The organism is Balneola vulgaris DSM 17893, assembly GCF_000375465.1.
Lineage (GTDB): Bacteria > Bacteroidota > Rhodothermia > Balneolales > Balneolaceae > Balneola > Balneola vulgaris.
In genome coordinates this window covers 665,822-689,878 of record NZ_AQXH01000001.1, presented here as the reverse complement: position 1 = coordinate 689,878, position 24,057 = coordinate 665,822, and the positions used below count along the sequence as shown (strand labels likewise).

15 protein-coding genes are annotated in these 24,057 nt (G+C 39.9%); 5 read left to right on the top strand and 10 right to left on the bottom strand.

Annotation, left to right across the window (positions count from 1 at the left end):
* Positions 1-48: 48 nt before the first annotated feature.
* Positions 49-789 carry a DUF3047 domain-containing protein gene (locus B155_RS0103040; protein WP_018126771.1) on the bottom strand — a complete coding sequence of 247 codons (741 nt, stop codon included), beginning with the start codon at positions 787-789 and terminating at the stop codon, positions 49-51.
* A gap of 755 nt (positions 790-1,544) precedes the next feature.
* On the opposite strand from B155_RS0103040, the gene B155_RS0103035 reads away from it, so the two are divergent.
* Positions 1,545-5,159 carry a vitamin B12-dependent ribonucleotide reductase gene (locus B155_RS0103035; protein ID WP_018126770.1) on the top strand — a complete coding sequence of 1,205 codons (3,615 nt, stop codon included), beginning with the start codon at positions 1,545-1,547 and terminating at the stop codon, positions 5,157-5,159.
* A 510-nt stretch (positions 5,160-5,669) separates the two neighbouring features.
* On the opposite strand, the gene B155_RS12845 is transcribed toward B155_RS0103035, so the two are convergent.
* Complete coding sequence (locus B155_RS12845) at positions 5,670-6,389, bottom strand: phenylalanine 4-monooxygenase (RefSeq protein WP_018126768.1); 720 nt, start codon at positions 6,387-6,389, stop codon at positions 5,670-5,672.
* Positions 6,390-6,681: 292 nt separating this feature from the next.
* Positions 6,682-8,895, bottom strand: a complete 2,214-nt coding sequence (locus B155_RS0103020; RefSeq protein ID WP_018126767.1) for a carbohydrate binding family 9 domain-containing protein — start codon at positions 8,893-8,895, stop codon at positions 6,682-6,684.
* Between the two features lie 141 nt (positions 8,896-9,036).
* On the opposite strand from B155_RS0103020, the gene B155_RS0103015 reads away from it, so the two are divergent.
* Both B155_RS0103015 and B155_RS0103010 read left to right on the top strand, forming a co-directional pair.
* The gene (locus tag B155_RS0103015) at positions 9,037-9,300 is read left to right on the top strand and encodes a DUF4212 domain-containing protein (protein WP_018126766.1); all 264 of its coding nucleotides are present in this window, start codon (positions 9,037-9,039) and stop codon (positions 9,298-9,300) included.
* Positions 9,300-11,063, top strand: coding sequence for a sodium:solute symporter family protein (locus B155_RS0103010; RefSeq protein WP_018126765.1), 1,764 nt, complete (start codon positions 9,300-9,302; stop codon positions 11,061-11,063). Before B155_RS0103015 ends, B155_RS0103010 begins: the two co-directional genes overlap by 1 nt.
* A 5-nt stretch (positions 11,064-11,068) precedes the next feature.
* Here the strand turns inward: B155_RS0103010 and B155_RS0103005 are convergent, their stop codons facing one another.
* On the bottom strand, positions 11,069-11,530 hold the full coding sequence (locus B155_RS0103005) for a GyrI-like domain-containing protein (RefSeq protein WP_018126764.1): 462 nt from the start codon (positions 11,528-11,530) through the stop codon (positions 11,069-11,071).
* A 61-nt stretch (positions 11,531-11,591) separates the two neighbouring features.
* Positions 11,592-12,512, bottom strand: a complete 921-nt coding sequence (locus tag B155_RS12840) for a LamG-like jellyroll fold domain-containing protein (RefSeq protein ID WP_018126763.1) — start codon at positions 12,510-12,512, stop codon at positions 11,592-11,594.
* A gap of 215 nt (positions 12,513-12,727) precedes the next feature.
* Here B155_RS12840 and B155_RS0102995 point away from each other — a divergent pair, with 215 nt between their 5' ends.
* A complete protein-coding gene (locus B155_RS0102995) occupies positions 12,728-15,949 on the top strand; it encodes a S41 family peptidase (protein ID WP_018126762.1) in 3,222 nt (1,073 codons plus the stop codon).
* A gap of 366 nt (positions 15,950-16,315) precedes the next feature.
* Here the strand turns inward: B155_RS0102995 and B155_RS0102990 are convergent, their stop codons facing one another.
* The 5 genes from B155_RS0102990 to B155_RS0102970 form a co-directional block, all read right to left on the bottom strand.
* The gene (locus B155_RS0102990; protein WP_018126761.1) at positions 16,316-17,848 is read right to left on the bottom strand and encodes a M20/M25/M40 family metallo-hydrolase; all 1,533 of its coding nucleotides are present in this window, start codon (positions 17,846-17,848) and stop codon (positions 16,316-16,318) included.
* Between the two features lie 78 nt (positions 17,849-17,926).
* Positions 17,927-20,524 (bottom strand): TonB-dependent receptor, encoded by a 2,598-nt coding sequence (locus B155_RS0102985; protein WP_018126760.1) that lies wholly within the window; start codon positions 20,522-20,524, stop codon positions 17,927-17,929.
* A gap of 7 nt (positions 20,525-20,531) precedes the next feature.
* Positions 20,532-21,518: a FecR family protein gene (locus tag B155_RS0102980; protein ID WP_018126759.1), complete on the bottom strand. Its 987-nt coding sequence runs from the start codon at positions 21,516-21,518 to the stop codon at positions 20,532-20,534.
* A gap of 69 nt (positions 21,519-21,587) precedes the next feature.
* Entirely contained in the window at positions 21,588-22,481 is an 894-nt protein-coding gene (locus B155_RS0102975; RefSeq protein WP_018126758.1) for a hypothetical protein, read from the bottom strand.
* 92 nt (positions 22,482-22,573) lie between these two features.
* On the bottom strand, positions 22,574-23,173 hold the full coding sequence (locus B155_RS0102970) for an RNA polymerase sigma factor (protein ID WP_018126757.1): 600 nt from the start codon (positions 23,171-23,173) through the stop codon (positions 22,574-22,576).
* A gap of 65 nt (positions 23,174-23,238) precedes the next feature.
* Here B155_RS0102970 and B155_RS12835 point away from each other — a divergent pair, with 65 nt between their 5' ends.
* A complete protein-coding gene (locus B155_RS12835) occupies positions 23,239-24,045 on the top strand; it encodes a M23 family metallopeptidase (protein WP_018126756.1) in 807 nt (268 codons plus the stop codon).
* Positions 24,046-24,057 lie beyond the last annotated feature (12 nt).

Here is a 24,057-nt window from a genome sequence, read left to right as displayed (position 1 = left end):
ATAAAAAGTGTTTGGAGCACGGGCTATGTATTTAATTTTGTGTAAGTATTAATCTTCAATAGGAAGTCGACGCAGGATGATGTCTCCGTAATATGCTGTTGCTGAACCTTTCGAATTGTCTGAATCCGTCATGATGGCAATTCCGGTTATATTCTTTGGTTTTTCATCAAATGCCGATAGGTAATCATCGTACAGATTAGCTGAGGCTTTAACCCAGGTACCAGCTTTGTCATTGCCACTTTCCTTCACAACCATATTTACCCAATTGGTAAATACATTTTCTTGAATCTCACCAATGGAAGCTTTGTTAGCCCAAACGTAGTTCAAAGATCGAAGGGGAATATTGAAGCTTGTGAATGTTTTCATGGCTCCATATTTAATACGCTCACCCAATGGCAGATCACGTCGGCTGTAATCGAAAGTAATGTAAATTCGAGCTGGGTAGTCGTCTCCATCTTTTTGGGTCATATCACCATTTTCAAGCACACCATCTATTTTCCATTCCCATTCAATGATAGGATATTCCGCTGGGTCAATATCTACTACGTACATCCAACCTGAAGCACTATTAGTACTCACGGCTTTAATGTGAGGTTTATCGGCATCTTCAACTAAGGTGTACTCGGTCCAGTCTTTCTTCGGAAGGGTTAAGCGTTCCCATTCATTTGAATCAGCATCTTTGTCGAAGTTTGCAGGGTTGAAGCTAGTAATTGGAATGCGAATTACATCTTGAGCTTGCACAGAGATGCTAAGCAGTATGGCAAACAAAATGGTAGATAAGAATTTCATAGAAATATGTGGGTTGAGTGTCTTATGAGTAATTACGAAGAATCAAGACGATTAGATGGATAATCTATATAAAACTATTTTTGTTGAAATCGTTGCAAATGGATGGACTTAAAGTTATCCACATTCGTGGGATGGGGTAGTGAGCCCAATAAATTGCTAAACCTAGTGTAAGCTAGTACCCCTCTATATTGGGGATGTATTCCTCAGGTATTTACTCATTTGTTCATTCGATATTTCATCACTTTAAGATGTAGGAAGAAATAAATAGCGTTTGAAAAGCAGGTGATAAGAGGGTTTTTACAAACATTATTTACGGGCATGATATAGCCTGAGATTGAAGGTTTTTGTAGATACAATAATTGTTTATATAGTATAAAAATATATACTATAAAAATGTGATTTGTTAATGATTTACAAATACGAATGTGGATAACTTTTGAGATAATATAATTCTCGTTCTATTCGTGTATGCTATTAATTTAAAGGGTTTTGAGGGTTTGAATAAAATATTACATCAATGAAAATATAATTTAATAGCTAATATTTTATCTTCGTTTATAGAGAGCGAAAATAGTGCGATTTTAATTGTGGATAAGTGTTGGTAATTGTGGAAAAGTAATTGATATTTTACTTGCTCACTCCCGACCACTCGTATATATTTATTTTCACTTCAAAGGGAAAAGCAGCTCCCGCCAATGGGTTTTTATCCTGTGCAAACGCTCTACGAAAAATTACTAAGATAACCGGAGTAGCTAATGAAATTCACGCGCTTTTACACCCAGTCAGACTGGGAAACCCCATTCGATTCAATGAACTTTGTATCCAGAACATCGGAGATTAAGAATCCTGATGGTTCACAGGTATTTCACATGGAAAATGTGCAGGTACCCGAAAGCTGGTCGCAAGTAGCAACAGATATTATAGCCCAGAAATATTTCAGGAAAGCGGGCGTACCTGTGAAACTAAAAAAGGTTGCTGAAAAGGGTGTACCGAAATGGCTACAGCGATCTGAAGCGGATGAAAAAGCGTTAAAGGATATTGACCCATCAGAACGATATACACATGAGGTAGATAGCCGTCAAGTGTTTAACAGGTTAGCGGGTTGTTGGACGTATTGGGGATGGAAACATGATTATTTTAACTCAGAAGAAGATGCGCGTGTTTTCTATGAGGAATTATGTTACATGTTAGCGAATCAAATGGCAGCTCCGAATAGCCCACAGTGGTTTAACACAGGCTTACATTGGGCATACGGAATTAATGGGCCCGCTCAAGGTCATTATTACGTAGATGCTAAAACGGGTAAACTTACGAAGAGTAAAGATTCGTATACCCATCCACAGCCACATGCATGTTTCATTCAAAGTGTGGATGATGATTTAGTAAATGAAGGTGGTATCATGGATTTATGGGTGCGTGAAGCCCGTTTATTCAAGTATGGTTCTGGTACTGGTAGTAATTTCTCGAATATCCGTGGATCTAATGAGCCGTTAAGTGGTGGTGGTCGTTCATCAGGACTAATGAGTTTCTTAAAAATTGGTGACCGAGCTGCTGGTGCTATTAAATCTGGTGGAACCACACGTCGTGCGGCGAAGATGGTAACTTTAGATTTAGATCACCCAGATATTGAGGAGTACATAAATTGGAAAGTGAAAGAAGAGCAAAAAGTAGCGGCGTTGGTGTCGGGCTCTAAGATCACTGAAAAGCATCTTAAGGAAATCATCAAGCTTTGCCATACACCGGTTGAGATTGAAGGTAGAACGTTCAACGGGGCAGTAAGTAGAGATCCTCTAAAGAATAAAGATCTTGGAAAAGTAATTCGCCAAGCTAAGCGTGATCAAGTACCGCTTAACTATATCGAGCGTGTAATTCAGTTAGCTGCTCAAGGAGTAACTGATCTAGAATTTGAAACATACGATACAGATTGGAATTCAGAGGCTTATGCCACGGTAGCAGGTCAGAATTCGAATAACTCTGTTCGTGTGCCTAACGATTTCATGAAAGCAGTTAAAGAGAATGGCCAATGGAATCTATATTGGAGAGTTGAAAAAGCGAATGCTAAGAAAGAAGGCCGAGAGCCAGATCCATGCAAGGTGCTAGAAGCAAACGATCTATGGGATCAGATTGCATATGCAGCTTGGGCTTCAGCTGATCCAGGTACTCAGTACCACGATACCATTAATGAATGGCATACATGCCCTGAAGATGGCGAGATCAAAGCAAGTAACCCTTGCTCTGAGTATATGTTCTTAGATAACACCGCGTGTAATTTAGCTTCATTAAACTTGATGAAGTATTTCAAGGATGAAGAATGCACAACCTTTGATGTAGAGTCTATCCGATATGCATCTAGAATATGGACAGTTGTTCTTGAGATTTCAGTATTGATGGCTCAATTCCCATCGAAAGAAATCGCCGAGCTTTCGTACGTATTTAGAACATTAGGTCTTGGCTACGCAAATATCGGAGCAGCGCTAATGGTTCAAGGATTACCTTATGATAGCGATGAGGGAACCGCTACAGCAGGTGCTATTACGGCCATCATGCACATGCAGTCGTACGAAACGAGTGCTGAGATGGCTGGTGAATTAGGGCCATTCAAAGGATTCAAGAAAAATAGAGAGCACATGTTACGTGTATTGCGTAACCATAAGCGTGCGGCCTACAATGCGGATCCTTCTGAATATGAAGGCCTTACTGTGAAACCAATGGGTATTGATGCAACCATCTGCCCAGATTACTTACTGAAAGCGGCCCGTGAAAATGCAGATCGTGCGGTTGAACTAGGTGAAAAGAACGGATATCGTAACGCACAAGTAACCGTACTTGCACCTACAGGTACCATCGGTTTAGTAATGGATTGTGATACTACAGGGGTAGAACCTGACTTCGCACTTGTGAAGTTCAAGAAGTTAGCGGGTGGTGGTTATTTCAAAATCATCAACCAAAGTGTACCAAAAGCACTTAAGACTTTGGGTTACAGCGCTAAAGAGTCAAAAGCTATTATCGACTACGCAAAAGGGGCGGGTACTTTAGAAGGTTGCCCGCATGTAAACCCTGAAAGCTTAAAAGAAAAAGGCTTTACAGAGGATAAGCTTGAAGCCATTGAAGCTGCACTACCAAGTAGTTTTGATATCAAGTTCGCATTCAATCAATGGACCCTCGGTGAAGACTTCTGTAAGGATGTGCTTGGAATTTCTGAAGAGCAGTTGAGTGATGTATCCTTCGATATGTTACGATTCTTAGGCTTTAGCCGTGAGCAGATTCAAGAAGCCAACGATTATGTTTGTGGTACAATGACAGTGGAAGGTGCGCCATTCTTAAAGGATGAGCATTTACCTGTTTTCGATTGTGCCAACAAGTGTGGTAGAACAGGTACTCGTTATATTTCAGCACGTGGTCATATTCGAATGATGGCGGCTGCACAGCCATTCCTATCTGGAGCAATTTCGAAAACCATTAACCTTCCAAATGAAGCGACTATAGAGGACATGAAAGATGCCTATATGCTTTCATGGGAGATGATGTTGAAAGCAAATGCTCTTTATCGTGATGGTTCTAAATTAAGCCAGCCTCTCAATAGTTTAGCGGATGTATTCGAAGAACTAGAGGATGAAGAGGAAATTGACGCACCTACGATGGCTGCACAGGATAAAGTGGTAGAAGTAGCAGAGCGTATTATTCATAAATATGTAGCTCGTCGTCAACGCCTACCATTCCGTAGAGAAGGGTATACACAGAAAGTGAAAATTGGTGGACAAAGTGTTTACCTAAGAACAGGTGAATACGAAAATGGCCAGCTTGGTGAAATCTTTATTGATATGCACCGTGAAGGAGCCGCGTTCAGAAGTCTCCTTAATTGCTTCGCTATTTCTATTTCCTTGGGATTACAACATGGTGTGCCACTAGAAGAATTCGTGGATGCTTTTGTATTCACTAAATTCGAGCCAAGTGGTATGGTTACGGGTAATCCACATGTGAAGATGAGTACCTCTGTTATTGACTATATCTTCCGTGAGCTTGCGGTTGCATACCTAGGTAGAGAAGACTTAGCACATGTACCATCAGATCAAATTACAACTAGAGATCTTCGTCCTACTCCGGGCGGTGAAGTTGTTGAAACTAAGACGGCTACTGCTCCAGCGCCTGTAACTGAGCCAACCCCAGCAACGGTGGCAACACCAACTGCGGATGCAACAGCTACAGAAGCAGCGAGTGAAAAAGGTTCGAGCTACGAAACCGATTATGCTAAAGCCAAACAATTGGGATACACAGGTGATGCCTGTCCTGAATGTGGTAGTATGACCATGGTTCGTAACGGAACTTGTATGAAGTGTATTACTTGTGGATCAACTTCTGGTTGTTCATAAGTATTGAACTCATTTGCGAAGGGTATAGCATTAGCTAGCCCTTAAGTAAACTAATGTAATAAGTTTTCTTTCATGGAGAACAGGATAAACCCTGACTGGCTGAGTGCCGGTCGGGGTTTTTTATTGTTCGAAAGTGGGTAATGAAGCTAACTCCTTAGTAGAACTATCCGACGGATAACCCGTCGGGTGGATGAACAACGCCCTAATGGATGGAATAGGGCAGTGGTAAGTAAGGTAGAGACATTAAAAACCACCGGATGGGCAATCCATCCGATGGTAAATAGGGCAATGAAGCTAGTTCCTTGTAAGGACCATCCGACGGATAACCCGTCGGGTGGATGAACAACGCCCCGAAAGAAGGAATAGGGCAGAGTTAAGTAAGGTAGAGACATTAAAAACCACCGGATGGGCAATCCATCCGATGGTAAATAAGGCAATGAAGCTAGTTCCTTGGAAGTACCATCCGACGGATAACCCGTCGGGTGGAATGAACAAAGCAGAAGCCTTGATTTAAACAGTAGCTAATAAAGTAGCTTCGTATTCTTCAATAGAACTGAAGAGTTGTTCGAACGACTCAATAGCGAAGTACTGAGTTTGAATTTCAGAAGTAATGAAATCGGTATTTATAATCTGCTCCAGATTATAATCATGAATGGTGATTTCATCATTCATTACGTGGTCCGTTTCACCCGATGATGAAATAATACCAGCTCCATAAATCATATTTTTGTCACCGTTTTTGATGAGGCCAAATTCGATGGTAAACCAATACAATCTCTGAAGTTGCTTAACTACGGTTTCGTTGTCGATAAAACGAACACCTAAAGCTCCCATTTTCTGTACGAAGTCGGCATAAGCTTCATTCATCAACAATGGGATATGGCCAAAGATATCATGAAACATATCAGGCTCTTCTAAATACTCCAATTGCTCTTTAGAACGAACCCATGTAGAAGAACTAAATTTTCTATCTGCTAGAAGTTGGAAGAAATCTTCCACTGGTATTAAGCCAGGTACTACGGTAATGGTAAACCCATTGGCTTTAAGTAGGGCTTCATTTAATTCTTCAAATTTCGGTATCGCTTTTTCATTCAGTACATCGGATAGTTGCTCTAAACAATACAAATACTCAGGATGAGCTTTTCCGGGTAAATTCTCTTTTTGTCTCGATGCCAATAAACTCCAAACTTCGAAGTCTTCGGCGGTATAGTTCTTGTAATCCTGAATCATTGTAATTAGTTGTTATAACAGCTATTTAATGGTTTTTGTGAGGCAAAAGTTAACCATTCACTGCTATCAAAACTGTACGATATAGAACTAAATTTTAACTGAATATTTTCTTAAAAAAGAATGATAAGTGTAAAATTAATAGTGTTGTAAGTGGGGTTTATGAAATCGTTGTGTCAGTAAATATTGTTTAAACAACTGTGATTGAAACAGACAGGTCTTGTCACAAAAAGGAAGGTAGATAGATAGTAGTGAATGAGGTCTGAACTTGATATAAGCCCAGACCTCAATTCAATTATAACATGATTAAATACGTGAGTTTAAGAATAGCAATCTGATCATTCATGATAAAATCTCTGCGTGGATTAAAGGTATTCTCATTAGCACCCGTGATGTGGTATGAGGTGTTGTAAACAAAGAAGAGGTCACTGCCGGGAGTATGAATCCAATCTACTCGGATATTTGCTTGGAGGTCTCTACTGAAATTGTCGTATTGAATCAGAGTTTTGGTGAAGAGTTTTCTACTAAACGCCCCTAATACTGACATGGAAAGGGTAGTGGCATCAAACTCTCCATTGTTAACAGGTAAGTCGATTTTTGAATACTGGAAGTTTCCTTCAAGTGTAAGGTGCTGAGATTGACGGAACCCAAATCCACCGCTGTAATCAGTACGCTTGCCATTATAGAAGTCGCCAAATGAAAAGCCACCCATTAAGAATAATCGTCGACTACTATCAGTTTCACCGTTGATTTCATACACATTAAAGGTGTAATCGCCGGCAGGTATGGTAGCATCTTCGGTGATGTCGAAAGGTGATTGAAGGCGATCGAAATTGCGTTCAAATTCAAATGTTAATCTATCTCTAGTACTGAAATCCATAGTGGTTTCAAACTCGAGCTCAGTAGTTTGTTTTTGCCCATCTTGGCCTTCTATATAGTCATAAACTGCATTGAAACCCATTCTATTTAAACTTGGTAAGGCTTCGAAATCTACAGAAGGAGTGTAACCCGCTCTTAAGTTATATTGGCGCATATCACGGCGACGAACAAATCCTAGAGCTGGACTATAATTGGTGCCAACATTGGTATATGAAATCTGACCATTATACAAGTCATTTCGAATTCGAAGTGATGCATGACCGGCGGCATCATTTAAGGCACTTAAGTCGTCCCACACATTTGTGAACCAAGCATTGAATAAGCTGGAGCTCCCAAATCGATATTGGGTGTCGAAGCCTAAAGCTCTGTTATAGCTATTATTTTGTTCGAGGTTTGTGAAGATCACACCAGCGGTGGCTCTAGGCATAAAATTATTACGAAGTCGTATAACCGTATTATTTTGCGAATTACTTCCAAGGAAGTCTCTCATTTCATCCCCGGTTTCGATATTCAATGCACCGATCGACCATTCCCCAATTTGGCCAGTCATTCGTGCACCAGCTAGTATCTGATTTCTTAATCCAATTCGGCGTGAAAAGAATGTTTGAGTAGATCTAAGGTTACCATGTTCGAATAAGCCAGAGCGTTCTAAGAAGAACTCTCTCTTTTCAGGAAAAAATAAGTTGAATCGAGTAAGATTTAGCTGAACATTATCTGATTCTACTTGTGCAAAATCGGTATTAATGGTCATATCAAGCGTGAGGTTTGAGGATATGCCGTATTTTACATCAACCCCTAAGTCTTTGGTGTAATCTATATTGGTTTCTTCGAACTCAATATCAGGTCGTATTTCTTGAGCTCCAGTAATTACATACGGTTTGATTTCAAGGTTTTTACCGCGTCGAATATTCTTTAAACCCTTGAGAGTTCCATACTGTGATACGGCTGCTAGGGAAGTGAAATTTCCATACTCAAGACCAATTGCTGGCCAAAGAACTCGTTCGTTTTTACGGTTGATGGTTCTAGAGAGCATAAGCCCAAATTCGAGTTCATCGCCTTCTGGGAATCGAAGTTGTCGAAAAGGAATGGATACTTCGAGTGTCCAGCCATCGTCATTAATTACTGTTTCGCTTCTAAAAACAGCATCCCACGAAAAGCTATCAATAGATAAACGCTCATCAGTGATGGTGGCGTCATCTTGGGTGCCAAGTGCATTCATTTCGAAGAGGTATGCATTACGCCCATCTTGATAGGTATCGATGCCAATATAGGCATGGTCGTCACGATCGTTACGCCCACCACGTTCTAAGTTCTTAGCTCGTATAAGTTCAGGATTTTTATCGTAGAATTTGAAAGCGAAATAGAGGTTGTCACGGTCGTAGGCAATCCGAACTTCTGTTTCTTCTGTAGCTGGTGAACCATCATTTGGCCAAACTTGAGTGAAATTCGTGATGGGTTGAATTTTCTTCCAGATGTCGTCATTGATATACCCATCTATTTGTGGCGCTTCTTCGACGAATACAGCTGTAACCTCGAAGTTAGTAGCATTACTAGATTGCGCAGTGACATTTTGCATGTTTAATGAAAACAATAAAATGCCTAAAGAAAAGATCGTGTGCTTTTTGATCATAATAGAGTTATCTCCCTTATAGATTAATAGTAGTCTCGCAATGGTTTCAAGATAATCAAAACCGCGACTTTTGCGATTTTATGAACCATTTGTTTCAAACATTTAAAACTTGCATACTCTAACGAACATAATTGGAGGGGAATGAGTAATAGAGACTTAGGGGCATATTGGAAAAAGAATCTCAGGTATTTGGGGTTACTATTGAGCATTTGGTCTGTGGTATCCTATGGCTTTGGGATTCTGTGGGCACCTTGGTTAAACCAGTTTCAAATGGGGGGATTTAAACTAGGGTTTTGGTTTGCCCAACAAGGATCTATTTATGTATTTGTGATCCTCATTTTCGTGTATGTGTATTTGATGAATCGCCTTGATAAAGAATTTGGCGTAAATGAGGAGGATGCCTAATGGATGTGCAATTATGGACCTATATCATTGTTGGGATTACTTTTGCGATATACATCGGCATTGCAATTTGGTCGAGAGCAGCATCAACCAGTGAGTTTTATGTTGCCGAAGGAGCCGTTAAGCCTCTAGTTAATGGTATGGCTACTGCGGCCGATTGGATGTCGGCAGCTTCATTTCTATCTATGGCTGGACTGATCTCATTTATGGGATATGATGGCGCTGTTTATCTGATGGGTTGGACGGGTGGTTATGTACTCTTAGCTCTTTTACTAGCACCGTATCTTAGAAAGTTCGGTAAATTTACCGTTCCTGATTTTATAGGCGATCGCTACTATTCGAATAAAGCGCGTACCGTTGCTGTTATTTGTGCCTTATTAGTGTCATTCACTTATGTGGCAGGACAAATGAGAGGGGTTGGTTTAGTCTTTTCAAAATTTTTAGAAGTAGACATCTTTTGGGGAGTTATAATTGGGATGGCCATCGTCTTTTTCTATGCAGTGTTGGGAGGGATGAAAGGCATCACTTACACACAGGTTGCTCAATATTGTGTGCTGATATTTGCATTCATGGTTCCTGCATTCTTTATCTCGATGCAGTTAACGGGTAGCCCTATTCCTCAAATAGGGTTTGGTTCAACAGTAACCGATGGATCTGGGCAATACTTGCTAGAGAAGTTAGATCAATTGCATACCGAGCTCGGATTTGTGGCCTATACCGAAGGTACCAAAAGCATGCAAGATGTATTCTTCATTACGGTAGCATTGATGGTGGGAACGGCAGGTTTGCCACATGTTATCGTTCGATTTTTTACTGTACCCAAAGTTAGAGATGCTCGAGTATCGGTAGGTTACGCGCTTATTTTTATAGCCATTTTATATACCACAGCACCTGCAATCGCAGTTTTTGCACGAACGAATTTAATTGAAACGGTAAGTGAACGTCCCTACCAAGAATTACCAGAATGGTTTAACACTTGGGAAGAGACAGCACTTCTGAATTGGGTTGATAAAAACGATGATGGAGTAATCACTTATGCACCAGGACCTGCCATTCAAGGTACCCCAGATATCATTCGAGAAAACGGAGTTATTCGACGTGGGGCTCATAACGAAGTAATGATTACAAACCAGAGAACAGATAATACCAATGAGCTTTATGTAGATCGTGATATCATGGTGTTAGCTAATCCTGAAATAGCGGGATTACCAGCTTGGGTTGCAGCCTTAGTTGCTGCAGGTGGTTTAGCGGCCGCATTATCTACCGCAGCTGGGTTGTTGCTTGTGATTTCAACGTCCGTTTCACACGACTTAATTAAGAAGCAGTGGAATAAAGATATTTCTGATAAAGCTGAATTGAGATATGCACGAATAGCTGCGGCGGTAGCAGTAGTAGTGGCAGGTTACTTCGGCATTAATCCCCCAGGTTTTGTTGCCCAAGTAGTGGCTATAGCCTTTGGTTTAGCAGCGGCTTCTTTCTTCCCAGCTATCATTTTGGGAATTTTTTATAAAAAGATGAATAAAGAAGGAGCTATAGCAGGAATGATAGCCGGTATTTTATTCACCTTGGCCTACATCATCTATTTTAAGTTGGCATTTCCAGAGCTCAACTCCCCTGATAATTGGTGGTTCGGTATTTCACCAGAGGGTATTGGAACATTAGGTATGTTGGTGAATCTAATAGTGGCGCTTGTGGTTCAAAAGTTCTATCCAGTACCTCCAGAAGATGTGCAGGAGATGGTTGAAAACATTCGGTACCCTAGGTAGTTTCTTTATTCTTTAATGGATAAGTAAATATCTACGATTCCATTTTCCCAATTTTGGCTACGATCGTCATATACTTCGAAGTCATAGGTATAAGTTCTAGGGATCTCAGAATTCCAAATTTCCTGCCAAGCTTCAGCTATACAATTTGGAAGTACTCCTTGAGCTTCGACTTTATGATATATACCAGCTGGAATTTGGAGTGAATCTAATCCCTCGGGAACGGTAGTACCTTCTTCTACCCAGCATCCAATGAAGTATGAAAATGGAGAAGTGTGATCACTTTCATAATCGTGATACACCGCAATAATACTTTCATTTACCTTGTTTGAAATAAGCGATGGGATCTGCTCAGTTTCAAATTTCTGCCAATGTGCACCGCAATCAATACCTGATTGTCCGTTACTATTTACCGTTTTATGGGGTAAAGCCAAGCCTATTAATTGCAAGGTGTTAACGGTTCTTTTCATAGTTTTTAGCCGAATATAGCTTCTCTAAAACAAATAGTTAAGTAAAAGTTGTTAATTTTAATTATTCGTTGCTAATAGGAATAGTTGACAGGTCCCATTTTGGTCCAGCTGGACTCCCACCATAATGAATCACACCTTTAGTGGAATCGATCTTGCTCTCATTACTTAGAGTAGTTCCTGTACCTTCATTAAACCGAAACATGCCTACTGTATAATTGTCCACCGTAAGTTCCGTCGAAGGTCGATTGAAGGTACTATTAAACCTTAAAGCATTTGAGATTCTAAGTTCATCAATCCAACCAGAATAAGCCGGATATTCAGGGCCTACATCATGTTTCTCTGCACCAATAACTAAATATGGATCGCTGTTTATACATGCACCATTGCAATGGTTTCCTGGAACTCCATCGTCGGGATAGGAGATATCACCAAGTGGACCTTCGTACTGTGATTCTAGCTGTCCATCTATAAAAATCCACATCATCCCATCTGATCGCCGACGTTGTACTAAAATATGGTGCCACTGATTATCGAGTACAAAAGTAGATCCACATAGGCTGTATTCCTCTAAGTTGGTGCCGCGGACTCCAAATACGATTCGGCCATTTGCGAGTGAAATACCGTAAGCTCGACTTTGAGAATATCGGTCACGATCTAAAATCATATTACCATTGATCCATCCATTTCCAGAACCACATGAAGTAGTTGGAGCTGTATTCTCTTGCCATCTGGCTTTCATCCAGAACTCAATGGTAAAGTTTTCAGCACCAACATCATTAGCAGGGCCCGCTTCTGAATTATTAGGATCATCAACCTGAATCTTGACCCGATCTTTGTCTGGGGCTGCCGACCCATTCCCGTAAAAGCGTAATGCATAGTTCAATCCATCGGGTTCTTTATCTCCAACAATTTTCACTGTGTCAGAGCAAGCTGTAAGAGTTAAGAAAATGAAAAAGCTCAGCAAGTATGTTTTAGCGGACATCTAATTGGAAAGTGTGTATATGCGATTCAGTCATCAATAGATTAAGTAATCTAATTGATGTTACAACTAATATGATAGAATATGAATTTGCTGTGCCTAAGTGTAGTCTGCTATTCAAATGATTTCGAATAGATGTAAAAATATCTGTGATTTATACAGGGTATATCAAAATTTTATACATTCCGAGCCTATCTAAACAATTAATACGGGTATCTATGAAAAGAATTCTACTATCATTTTTATTTATTGGGATTTCTATTGCAGGGATGGCTCAAGTGAGTCCGAAGTGGGCGCGCTATTCTGCAATATCTCCTGATGGAAATACGATCGTTTTCACTTATAAAGGAGACTTGTATTCAGTGTCTTCGAAAGGTGGAGAGGCGAAGCAACTTACTCTTCATGAAGCACATGATTACATGCCAGTGTGGAGCAAAGACGGTAAAAAAGTTGCTTTTGCATCCGACCGTTACGGCAATTTTGATATTTATACAATCGACGCTGAAGGTGGAGAGGCTACGCGCTTAACGTTTCATTCGAATGATGAATCGCCTTTTAGCTTCACCCATGACGATAAAAATATCCTATTCGGAACGGTTCGACAAGATCTTGCAACGCATCGTCAATATCCAACAGGTTCACAGCCAGAACTTTATAGCGTACCTGTTGAAGGTGGCCGTGTAGACCAAGTATTTACTGTTCCTGCTGAATATGTACAAGTGAATAGAGCAGGTACTAAGTTGGTATATCACGATAAAAAAGGTGGGGAGAATGAATGGAGAAAGCATCATGAATCTGCCATTACTCGTGATCTGTGGATTTATGATATGAAAAAAGGTGAGCACAAGATGCTTACTACATATGAAGGCGAGGATCGTCAACCAATTTATAGTGCAGATGAAAAATCTCTGTATTACTTAAGTGAAGAAAGTGGAAGCTTTAACGTGCACAAGTTGTCTATCGATAACCCATCAACGAATCAGCAACTCACCAATTTTGATACTCATCCTGTTCGTTTTCTAAGTATGGGAGGAGGAATTCTCTCCTTTAGTTATGATGGTGAACTTTATACAATGCGCGAAGGTGAAAAACCTAAGAAGGTAGATATCATTATCCGCACGCCACTGAAAAAGAACTTAGATAGCTTCATTACTATTAATGGTGGTGTTAGAGAAATGGCGGTTTCACCATCTGGAAAAGAGATTGCCTTTATTGCTCGTGGCGAAGTATTTGTGACATCAACAGATGGTAAATTCACAAAAAGAATTACGAATACACCGTATCAAGAACGATTTGTAACCTTCACTGCTGATGGAAAGAGTGTTGTTTATTCCAGCGAGAGAGATGGTAAGTGGAGTATCTATAAAGCGGAGAAAGTAAGGGAGGAAGAACCTTTCTTTTATGCGGCTACACTTATTGAAGAGCAAGCTGTATTAGAGAACAATGAAGACAATTATATGCCTACCTATTCACCTGATGGGTCGAAGATAGCATATATCGCAGGAAGAAGAACGCTGCGTGTGATGGATTTAAAGTCTAAGAAAACAACCGATTTGCTAACTCCTAAAGATTTATTCCACATGCGTGACGGGGATAAATACTTTACATGGAGCCCTGATAGTAAATGGCTACTGATTGGTTGGAGTAAATTACTTAGCAACAGCGAAGTACTATTGATGTCGGCTGATGGGAAGGAACGCATTAACCTAACCGAAAGTGGTTATAGAGATTATAGACCAAAATGGGTGAATGGCGGTGAGCAGATGATTTGGGTTAGCAATCGTCATGGTTTAAAAAGCTACGCCACCAGTGGTAGCACTCAAAGCGATGTTTATGCCATGTTTTTCACTCAAGATGCGTGGGATAAATTCAACATGAGTGAAGAAGATTTTGAACTCATGAAGGAGCTTGAGAAAGCATCCAAAAAAGAGGAGGATACAGAGGATTCCAAGAAGGATGAGAAAGAAAAGAAAGACGAAGTAAAAGCTTTAGAGTTCGACTTTGACGACATGAAAGATCGAACGGCACGTCTTACTATTCATTCGAGTAGCCTAGGGGATGCTGTTCTCTCTAAAGATGGGGAGACCTTGTATTACTTGGCTCGTTTTGAGCAAGGTATGAACCTATGGGAAACCAATTTAAGAACACGTGAAACGAAAATGGCGCTTAAGTTAAATACAGGCTCTGGAAGTTTAATGTGGGATAAGAAACAAGAGAATTTATATCTGCTAAGTGGTGGACGTATTTCTAAGATTGACCCTGCTAAAGGGCAGAACAAAAGCATTCGTATTTCTGGTGAAATGGAATATGATGCTATAGCTGAACGAGAGTATATGTTTGATCATGTATACATTCGTACTAAGAATATATTCTATGAGCCAACATTCCACGGCAACGATTGGGATATGCTATACCGCGAATACAAAGAGTATCTGCCGCACATAGGTAATTCTTATGAGTTTGCTGAAATGCTTTCTGAAATGCTTGGTGAGCTAAATGTATCTCATGCTGGAGCTCGATACGGAACCAGTATTCCTAATGCGGATGCGACCGCTTCCCTTGGTATTTTTATGGATTACGACCATAAAGGAGATGGAATAAAAGTTGCCGAAGTGATTAAAGGCGGACCGCTAGATAAAGCGAAGTTTGATATAAAGCCGGGTACGATTATTCATAAAATTGACGGAGTTACAATTTCTAAAGATAGAGATGTAGCTCAATACCTAAATCGCAAAGCGAATAAATTCACCTTGCTAGATATTACGGCTCCTGGAAGTAAGGACGTAAAGCAGATTACTGTAAAACCTATTTCTTTAGGTGCAGAGCGCGGTCTTCTTTATAGAAGATGGGTCGATAAAAATGCTCAAGAAGTAGATGAAAAAAGTAATGGGCAGCTTGGGTATGTGCATGTGCCAGGAATGAGTGATGGTCCATACCGTAGTATTTATGAAGAAATGATGGGTAAATACTTCGACCGTAAAGCGGTAATTGTTGATACACGATTTAATGGTGGTGGTGATTTAGTGGCCGATTTAGCCATGTTCTTTACCGGAGAGCCTTTTATCACTTACGCAACTGAAGATAAAGTTGTAGGAGGGGAGCCAACTTCAAGATGGACGAAGCCTACCTTAACCATGTTCAACGAAAGTAATTATTCAGATGGGCATTGTTATGCGCAAGGTTATACGGATTTAGAAATTGGTATCACATTAGGAATGCCTACACCTGGAACCTGTAGTTTTGCAGGCTGGGAAGGACTCCCTGATGGCACACGATGGGGAGTAGTTCCTGTAAGTGCAAAAGATAAATCGGGACGTTGGATGGAAAACCTTCAAACCGAACCTCAAATTAAAGTGAAGAATATGCCTGGTGTGATTGATTTTGGAAGAGATCAACAGCTAGAGCGTGCTATTCAAGTGTTACTTGATGAAGTGAAGTAAACACTAAAACTAATCCAATAAAAAACCCGTGCTGAGGAATCAACGCGGGTTTTTTTATGTCAATAAATATTGGATTAAAAGCGAGCGTGTAAGCAGAAAAGCAAACAACATGAGGTGTTCTAAATTATTCTCATTTACATAGTAGCATATATATAAACGTCGAAAGACTTAAGAGAGAATAAGTTTAGCTGATCATAGTTTGGATTGCATCGAAACAATCATGCCCTTCCGCTTACAGCTACGCTTAATGATATGAGCCGGTTAGTTAACGGCTCTTACCATAGTAGCATATGGGTATAGAATGCTTAAAAGATTTTGTAAATGCAATAGAGTCGAATCAAAAATTTAAATAATGTAAAACAACCGTTAATCCATAGTTAATATGGATGTGTATATATCTATTCCATACCAGATATTGCCAATTCTGATGTTCTCATCAGGTGCATGTTGATTGTTATCATGGTTAGCAATTGGAACAATAATGATCGGCTTCTGCATAATTTGTTCAAAGTGGAAAAGGGGTAAAGACCCTCCAAAAGTTGGATATAGTATCACTTCGTCTTCTGTTACCTGATCAATGGCCTGTACAATCTGTTGTGCCCATTTATTATCAATAGGAGTGCGAACCGCAGGGTAACCACTACTGCGCGTTACTTTAGCGATTTTAGCGTATTTACGGCGCGTATCAATGTCAGGGTCTTCTCGAACTATATGGAACCCCTGAGCACGAATATGAGCTTCTACTTTGTCCTGCATTTTCTGAGGATCATTCCCTTTAGCAAGTCGCATGCCTATGGAAGCTACAGCTTGTGTAGGTATGACATTTCTAGCTAAGGGGCCTGTGTTGCCACTGCTTAATCCTTTAATGGTAAGTGTTGGGTACATGTAGCTCTCAATAAGCGCGCGATTATCAAATTCACTGTTTAATAACCCAAGTTCAGATCGAATTTCAGCATCATAGTCAGGGAGAGTGGCAAAGGCTTTTTTATCGGCGGAAGTGATGGGAGCTGTTTCCGCATTGAAATCCTTAATAAGAATTTCACCTGAAGGTTTTTTCATGCTTGCTAATAAATCAGCTAGGATTTGGCCAGGAACCGGCGCCCATCCTCCATAATGGCCACTATGTAGGGGTCTCTGGGGACCGTAAACAGTAATCTCCATACCCGTTACACCACGAACCCCAAAAACTACTTGAGGTCTACCACTTTGATGTTTAGGTCCATCAAGGAAAACCCACAAATCGCCATCAAGTTTATTTTTGTAGGCTTTTAAGTATTCCCCTACATAATCGGAACCGGCTTCTTCTTCACCTTCGAAAAAGAATTTTATGTTGGAGGTAAGAGCAATATTAGATTCTTGAAGGGCATCAAGTGCCGTGAGTAAAGCAGGAAAGGGGACTTTGTCATCTGAAGCTGATCGTCCATAAATTCGCCATTCAGGATGTACGGATTCACCATTTTTTGGGAAATCTATGGGTTTGCCACCTTCTGCCATCGATGTAGAATAAAGAGTAGGTTCCCAAGGGTTATGCGTCCAATTTTTAGGGTCTGCGGGTTGCCCATCATAATGCACATAAATGATTAGAGTTCGGGTAGCATTAGGTACTTTGATTTCACCAAATACAATAGGAGGCACTTCAGGTTTCCCGGGTAAAGTAAGCATCTCCATCTTTGCGCCTCTTTTCTCAAACTCACTGATTAAATAGCGAGCGTTCTTGGTGATGTTTGGGATGTCTGAAGCGACGTTCGGAATCTCTAATAACTTCTTGTAATCATTAATGATTCTCGCTTCATGTTTCATCCTATAATTTCGAACTTTTTCGAGGGTAGCTGTTTGAGCAAATACAAACCCTTGTACAAAAATTAGTAAGGCCGAAGTGGCAAATAAACGTTTAAGCATAGTCTAGATAAATGAATGTTTGAAGCTTCCAAAATAGAAATTATCTAAACATAAGCTAATACCTAGCGCAAGTGTGGCTTATAAATGAATAGTAATTTTGAAGGACGGTTGTATGCCTAAATCGAATACGCTGGCACTACCAGTAACGATATCACCTGACTCAGTGCTTACACCGCCAATAACCTGAGAGTACCACGGATTATTTCGATTTAAGACGTTATACACTGAAAAAGCAGCTTCAAATCGTTCTTCGAAGTTCTTTTGGTAGGTATAGGTTAATGAGAAATCTACCCTCGAATAGTCGCCGATTCTGCTTTCACTTTCATCTCTTAAAATGGCTAGTGCGTTAGGGGTGCCTGTAGCATAAGTCCATGAACTAAATAATTTCCATCCTTCACCAATCGTAAAATCATTCATCACTGTAAGCTGATGTGTCCGATCATAATCTGGATGAAAGGGTGCGCCCTCATTTAGCATGATATTTTCCAATTCAATAGAAGAAAGGGTATAAGTAGCTGCAACACTGCCTTTGTGATGAGTGAACTTATGTAGTACCTCTAAGCCTTTTCCTTCGCCCGTGTTATTAAACAAATATGGGACTTCAGCTTCACTAAATGATGCTGATATAGCTCCTTCAGATAAGGTGTGAATTCTTAGATTATCAAAGTGCTTCACATAACCCTCAATTTGAAAGTAGTAATAGGGAGAAGGGCGTAGGCGAAAATTTATGGTGTAATAGTCTACCGATGAGGGTGGTTGTTCCTCGTTCGACATAATCCAAAAATCAGTGCTATTTATGGTTAAGAAATCAAGACGATGAAGGAATTGGTAGTTTGTACTATATCCAAGACCAAATGAGAAATTCGATTCAGGAAAAAGTTGAGCTTTAATTCGAGGCGACCATTTTAGGTATTGCCCATTACTGAAGTAATGAAGTCGACCCCCAATATTAAGCTGTGCGTTTTCAATTTGGTTGAAATCGAGTTGCGTAAATAGGTCTAATAGTTGACTGGTTCTTTTACTTCGGAAAGATCGGTTTTCAAGTCTTAATTCGGTGTATTCAAGTTGGAAATCACTGTAGGAGCTTCCCAATTCAAAACTGCCAAAGCTTGTTAGGTAATGAAACCGTTGAGATGCGTTAAATTCCTGCAAATCGTTTTCCAGCGATAGAGGTCGAATTTCAAGACGTATGATAGTCCTATTTCCATTCGTAGTTTCAACGCGTTGTGAGCGATAATCTTCTTTGAAATAGCTCGCATAATAATCAGTAAATCCAATGCTTGTTAATGAACTGGCATTATTTGCTAAAGGAAGTGTCAAATGGAGGTTTAGTAATTTATTCGACCACTCATTAGATGTTTCAAACTGAAATCGGTTGCTTTTTGGTCCTCTTTCGTATTCTTGAAGTGCTTCATCATGGCCGAGATAACCACTTAAGGATAATTGCCCTCCATTTTTAAATTCGGTATACATCTTTCCATGAACATCATAAAAGGAAGCATCAGTAGAAAGTAGGTTTAAATTTCGATTGAAATATTTGGCAATGGTATCTGCTTTAAATGAATAGGGGCGATCAATATCTAAGCCATATTTGATGATGTTCTGATTATTCATCCAGTCAATATCATCAATGTAGGAGTGCCTACCTGATACAATGAAACTGCTCTTTCCTTTCACTAATGGACCTTCTAGAGTGGTACTGATAGCCGTATTACTGAATCCAACTGAGCTATTGTAGTTCTGAAGTCTACCTGTTTTAGTAGTGTATGATAAAATACCTCCTAATGGGGCTCTAAATTGAGCTGGTGTAACATCATAAAAGAATCCACTGCTTCGCAGTATATGAGCATTTAAGCCATCTAGAAGTCCAAACAAGTGACTTTGGTTATACATGGTTAATCCATCTAATATCACTCGGAAACCATCAGAGGAACTACCTCTCACATTTAAGCCATCATTCACAGCAGGTCCCGATAGTACAGAAGGTAGAGATTGTAATGACTGTATCGCGTTATTATCACCAAGTGGGCTAAATGAGCCCGTCTTGATTAATGATTGATACACGGTATCAGCAGGAGAGAAGAGAGAAGTTCCTTTTACGACAATCTCTTTACCAGTATAACGACGTGTTGTGAGGCGAACAGTTAAATCAGTCCAATTTGATCGGTCCTCAGTATTTAATTGTACTTGTTCGGTTTGATAACCAACATAGGAGAATAAGAGCGTTATTTCTAGTTGTTGAGATTCAATATTGATAGCGAACCGGCCCTGTTCATCAGAATTGACCCCAGTAATTTGTCCATCTTTATACCAAGCTATGGTAGAATAAGGTAAGCGTTCACCTGAGGAAGCATCCACAATATAGCCTTGAACGCTTAAGCTAGTAGAAGTAGGAGTACTTGTTGATTTGAACAAGAGGATCTTATTTCGTTGCTCATCGATATGGAGTCCGATTGACGCCTTATTGAGTTCTTGTTCAAGCTCGCCTATGGTATATTCTTTCGCGGGAATCTTAATATCAACAACAAGTGCTTCTCGATATAGAAACTTCCAGGCGGATTCTTTTTCAATCTCTTTAATAACCGTTAAAACATTGGTGGATTGGGCCTGTGCCCTGCTAACAGTGCCTAATAGTAACTGAATACCAACAATAAAAAGAATGATAAATAACCGCATAAGCTAGCTAGTTAAGAGAGATGAAGCGGTATTCGTCGGTATTTGTAAGGCGGAAGGTACCGTTTAAGATAATCCCAAGGTCCTGCAATGTAGAATCTACAGTGCTGAGTTCAATAGAACCTGTGATAAGCTCATTCTCCAACGCGCTGTCAGTAAAGGTTATTTTGATTTGATAGTGCTGTTCAATTTCATTCAATGCAGAAGCCAATGGCGTTCGCTCAAGCACAAGTACTTGATTCATCCAATCTAGGAAAGTAGCAGAAGTGCTTTCAAGTGATTCAATATTTCCGCTGGTCTTTAATTTGGCCGATTCACCCGGTTTTAAAATAAGTTCTTGATCTGATAACGAATTTAGCTGTACCGATCCTTCTTCAAGGTACACAAGGGTTTCCTCTCCCCACGTGCTCATATTAAATCTCGTACCTAACACGGTAACTGTGCCGTGTATACTTTCTACTGAAAACGGATGCTCTGGCATACTTACAACATTAAAAAATGCTTCCCCTTCAATGGTATAAGCTCGATTCGTTGGGTTGTTATCTGTGGAGTATAATTTAGAATATGGACGAAGAGTAACTGTAGATCCATCTTCCAGAGTAACTTGCTCTATTTGAGCAAAACTTTCTCCTTTCAGTACCATAGTAGGTTGAGTAGTCATCCAGAAAATGCCTATAAATGCAGCAATTATTACTGTAGCAGCCGTGGCCCATATCCTATAGTTGATTGATCTAGCCTTTAAGGTATGTACAGGAGCGGCTTGATAAGTCTTAGCTTGATTTATTGTTTGCTGCTCAATATTAGCCCACATTGTTTGGCTATCACGCTCAGAGGTATTTAGCACCTCATTTATAGATGAACGTTTAAACACTTCGAGCTCTTGTAGCAAGGGATCTTGTACAGAGCTGAGACCTTCGTCACTTTCCAATGCTTTACCAAGGGCTTTGGCAAGCTTTAGGTCGAGGTCTGATTCTGGTAAAAATTTTGAAGTGTTCATGGTTCTTGTATAGGAAAAGCAGGCTACTTCAATAGCCTGCTATTCATTATCTAGGTTAGGTTATCTTCCTTATTCCTCATCAGTACTTCCGTCTTTCAGAGAGAATCGAATGATTTTAGGGATTTTCTTAAAGCGTAGTAGTGCAGTTCCGTCGCCTACAAACTCAATAGTTCCTTCAACAACTTTTTCTTCACTTCTATCGCCATTTACTTTGTTCAATGCTACACTATAGTTCAGGGTACCATTAACGCCTTGCTCAAGATTACTATAAGTGGCTACCGAGTCTTTATCAATAGTAACGTTGTCGAGCTCAATATTTACTGCGAAGCTTCTAGATACCTGAGTACCATCTTCTAAAGTACCACTTGCTGAACCTTCACCGTAGTGAATACCGTCGATTGTTACGATTGAGCTAGTACTATGTAATCCGCTTACTGCAAAAGTATCAGCACGAGCAAATTCAGATGAACGATGTGGACGTGTATGCGAACCTGATTTGTTTCCAGTGAAGTCGATGCTTTCAATAGAATCACGATCTGCACGTGGACGAGCTATGAAATTACCTTCTGGTGTTTTGAAGATGTAGGTGTTTACTAATGAAACACTCTTGCTGAATTCACCACGCTGTGCACTTCTGTTGTAAGAAATGGTGTGCAAACCGGTAGCTTCGTCGTATGTATAAGAGTAGCTCGATTCATGTCCGCGGTCGGTTGGGTCGTTTGCCGCTTTAGCTTTATCGCCATACTCAATACCACTTTCGTCTACATTAGATACGGCATCATATACACTACTCATTACGCCAGAGTTTTCACTCGACATCGATTCAGATACCACTTGGGCTGCCATCGCTATATCTTCATCAGATAGTGATTCTATTTCGTTACTCACTGAAGAGCATGCTGCAAAACTAACTAGTAGAACTGCAATTAAACTTAGTTTGTATAGGTTTTTAATCGTTTTCATGACTTAATCCTTTTGTTTGTGTTAAAGACATTTGTTGTTTGCCCTTATTACACATGGGATGAAAGCACCCCCTAAAAAATTTTCAAATTATTTTAAATTCGTTCTTTTAAGTCCTTTAATTGAGCTCTTAAGTCTTTTAAAGCCAGTCCTATATGGTTCTCAACGGTTTTAACAGAAATATCCAATACTTGAGCTGCTTCCTTATAGGTGAACTCTTGTATATAGCATAATCTAAATACTTCTTGGCGCTTTGTAGGCATTTGTTGAATCGCTGATTCAATCGCATTTTTGATCGTAACAGATTTCTGTTCACCTGCGATTTCAACTTCCTCAGGTTCCACCGAAGCCTCTATAGGTGTTGATTTATCAAATTTATTCTCATCTCTAAATACATTCAGCATGCGTGTGTATGCAATTCTGAATAAATAAGATCGGATTGATTTATCAGGGTCAATTTCAGCTCTTTTTTCCCAAATAAGTACAAAAGCTTGTTGAACTAAATCTTGTGCAGTTTCCTCAGGAGTGCCTCTTTTTAATAAAAAATTAAGGAGATATGCATGATATCGATCAAAGAATTCTTTGAAAGCCTTATGATCACTTTCTTTGATTTTATGAGCGAGTGCATCATCGTCCAATTCCTTGAACTTGATGGTAGCCAGTAATAGTAGAAGATATAGTATGAGTATGTTCATAGGTGGGAATATAATCTCAAGAAATGCTAATGAACAATAATTGTATTAAGCAGTAGATTTCAACTATGAAATACATCGCATTCATATTCCTTATCGCTAGTTTATTTGAGATTCAGCAGTCGCAATCAGTGCTTGTTTATCACGAAGAAGCTCAAAATGGTGCCGTTGTAATTGCCAAAAATAGTAATTACTTCCCGGTGACCTTAAATATCAAGATGGATCTGACCAATGTTTCGAGCTCAAGAAGAAATCCACTTACCATAGTCTTACCTGGGCGTAGCCAAAGCCAAGTAGCTCAATTAACTATTACTGATAAAACGAAAAGTTGGCGGGTAAACTATAATTACTCCTATCATATGGGTAGTATATTTGCAAAGCACGACGATCAATTTGCGTACAGATTGCCTTACCAAAGGGGAGAGAGCTATCGTTTAGACCAAGGTTATGATGGTGCATTTTCACATCAAGGAGATGGGCGCTATTCGTTAGATTTTAATATGCCAGAGGGTAGCAGAGTATTAGCGGCAAGAGCAGGGAAAGTGATTAAAATCACGGAGAAATATAACGTGGGGAAAAATGATCCCGAATTTAGAGAGTATGCTAATCATGTGAGCATCCTACATAGTGATGGTACCATTGGAACTTATAGCCACTTAAAACAAGATGGGGTAATCGTGAAACTAGGGGATACGGTGGCGGCAGGTCAGCATATAGCATTTTCGGGAGCAACAGGATATGTAACAGGACCACATTTGCACTTTTCGGTTGAGAAAGCAAAACAGGGAGGCGGTTATACCACACTCCCTGTTAAATTTCGAACCCAAGAAGGTATTTTAATGCTAGAAGAAGGTAAAACTTATACCAGCTACTAGTACTAAATGAGT

Excerpts from the sequence above, each read along its gene's own strand:
- B155_RS0103015 (WP_018126766.1), top strand. The coding sequence starts at position 9,037 with ATGAGTAATAGAGACTTAGGGGCATATTGGAAAAAGAATCTCAGGTAT.
- B155_RS0102995 (WP_018126762.1), top strand. The coding sequence starts at position 12,728 with ATGAAAAGAATTCTACTATCATTTTTATTTATTGGGATTTCTATTGCA.
- B155_RS12845 (WP_018126768.1), bottom strand. The coding sequence starts at position 6,389 with ATGATTCAGGATTACAAGAACTATACCGCCGAAGACTTCGAAGTTTGG.
- B155_RS12840 (WP_018126763.1), bottom strand. The coding sequence starts at position 12,512 with ATGTCCGCTAAAACATACTTGCTGAGCTTTTTCATTTTCTTAACTCTT.
- B155_RS0102975 (WP_018126758.1), bottom strand. The coding sequence starts at position 22,481 with ATGAAAACGATTAAAAACCTATACAAACTAAGTTTAATTGCAGTTCTA.
- B155_RS0103020 (WP_018126767.1), bottom strand. The coding sequence starts at position 8,895 with ATGATCAAAAAGCACACGATCTTTTCTTTAGGCATTTTATTGTTTTCA.
- B155_RS0103035 (WP_018126770.1), top strand. The coding sequence starts at position 1,545 with ATGAAATTCACGCGCTTTTACACCCAGTCAGACTGGGAAACCCCATTC.
- B155_RS0103010 (WP_018126765.1), top strand. The coding sequence starts at position 9,300 with ATGGATGTGCAATTATGGACCTATATCATTGTTGGGATTACTTTTGCG.
- B155_RS0103040 (WP_018126771.1), bottom strand. The coding sequence starts at position 789 with ATGAAATTCTTATCTACCATTTTGTTTGCCATACTGCTTAGCATCTCT.
- B155_RS0102990 (WP_018126761.1), bottom strand. The coding sequence starts at position 17,848 with ATGCTTAAACGTTTATTTGCCACTTCGGCCTTACTAATTTTTGTACAA.
- B155_RS12835 (WP_018126756.1), top strand. The coding sequence starts at position 23,239 with ATGAAATACATCGCATTCATATTCCTTATCGCTAGTTTATTTGAGATT.
- B155_RS0102980 (WP_018126759.1), bottom strand. The coding sequence starts at position 21,518 with ATGAACACTTCAAAATTTTTACCAGAATCAGACCTCGACCTAAAGCTT.
- B155_RS0102970 (WP_018126757.1), bottom strand. The coding sequence starts at position 23,173 with ATGAACATACTCATACTATATCTTCTACTATTACTGGCTACCATCAAG.
- B155_RS0102985 (WP_018126760.1), bottom strand. The coding sequence starts at position 20,524 with ATGCGGTTATTTATCATTCTTTTTATTGTTGGTATTCAGTTACTATTA.
- B155_RS0103005 (WP_018126764.1), bottom strand. The coding sequence starts at position 11,530 with ATGAAAAGAACCGTTAACACCTTGCAATTAATAGGCTTGGCTTTACCC.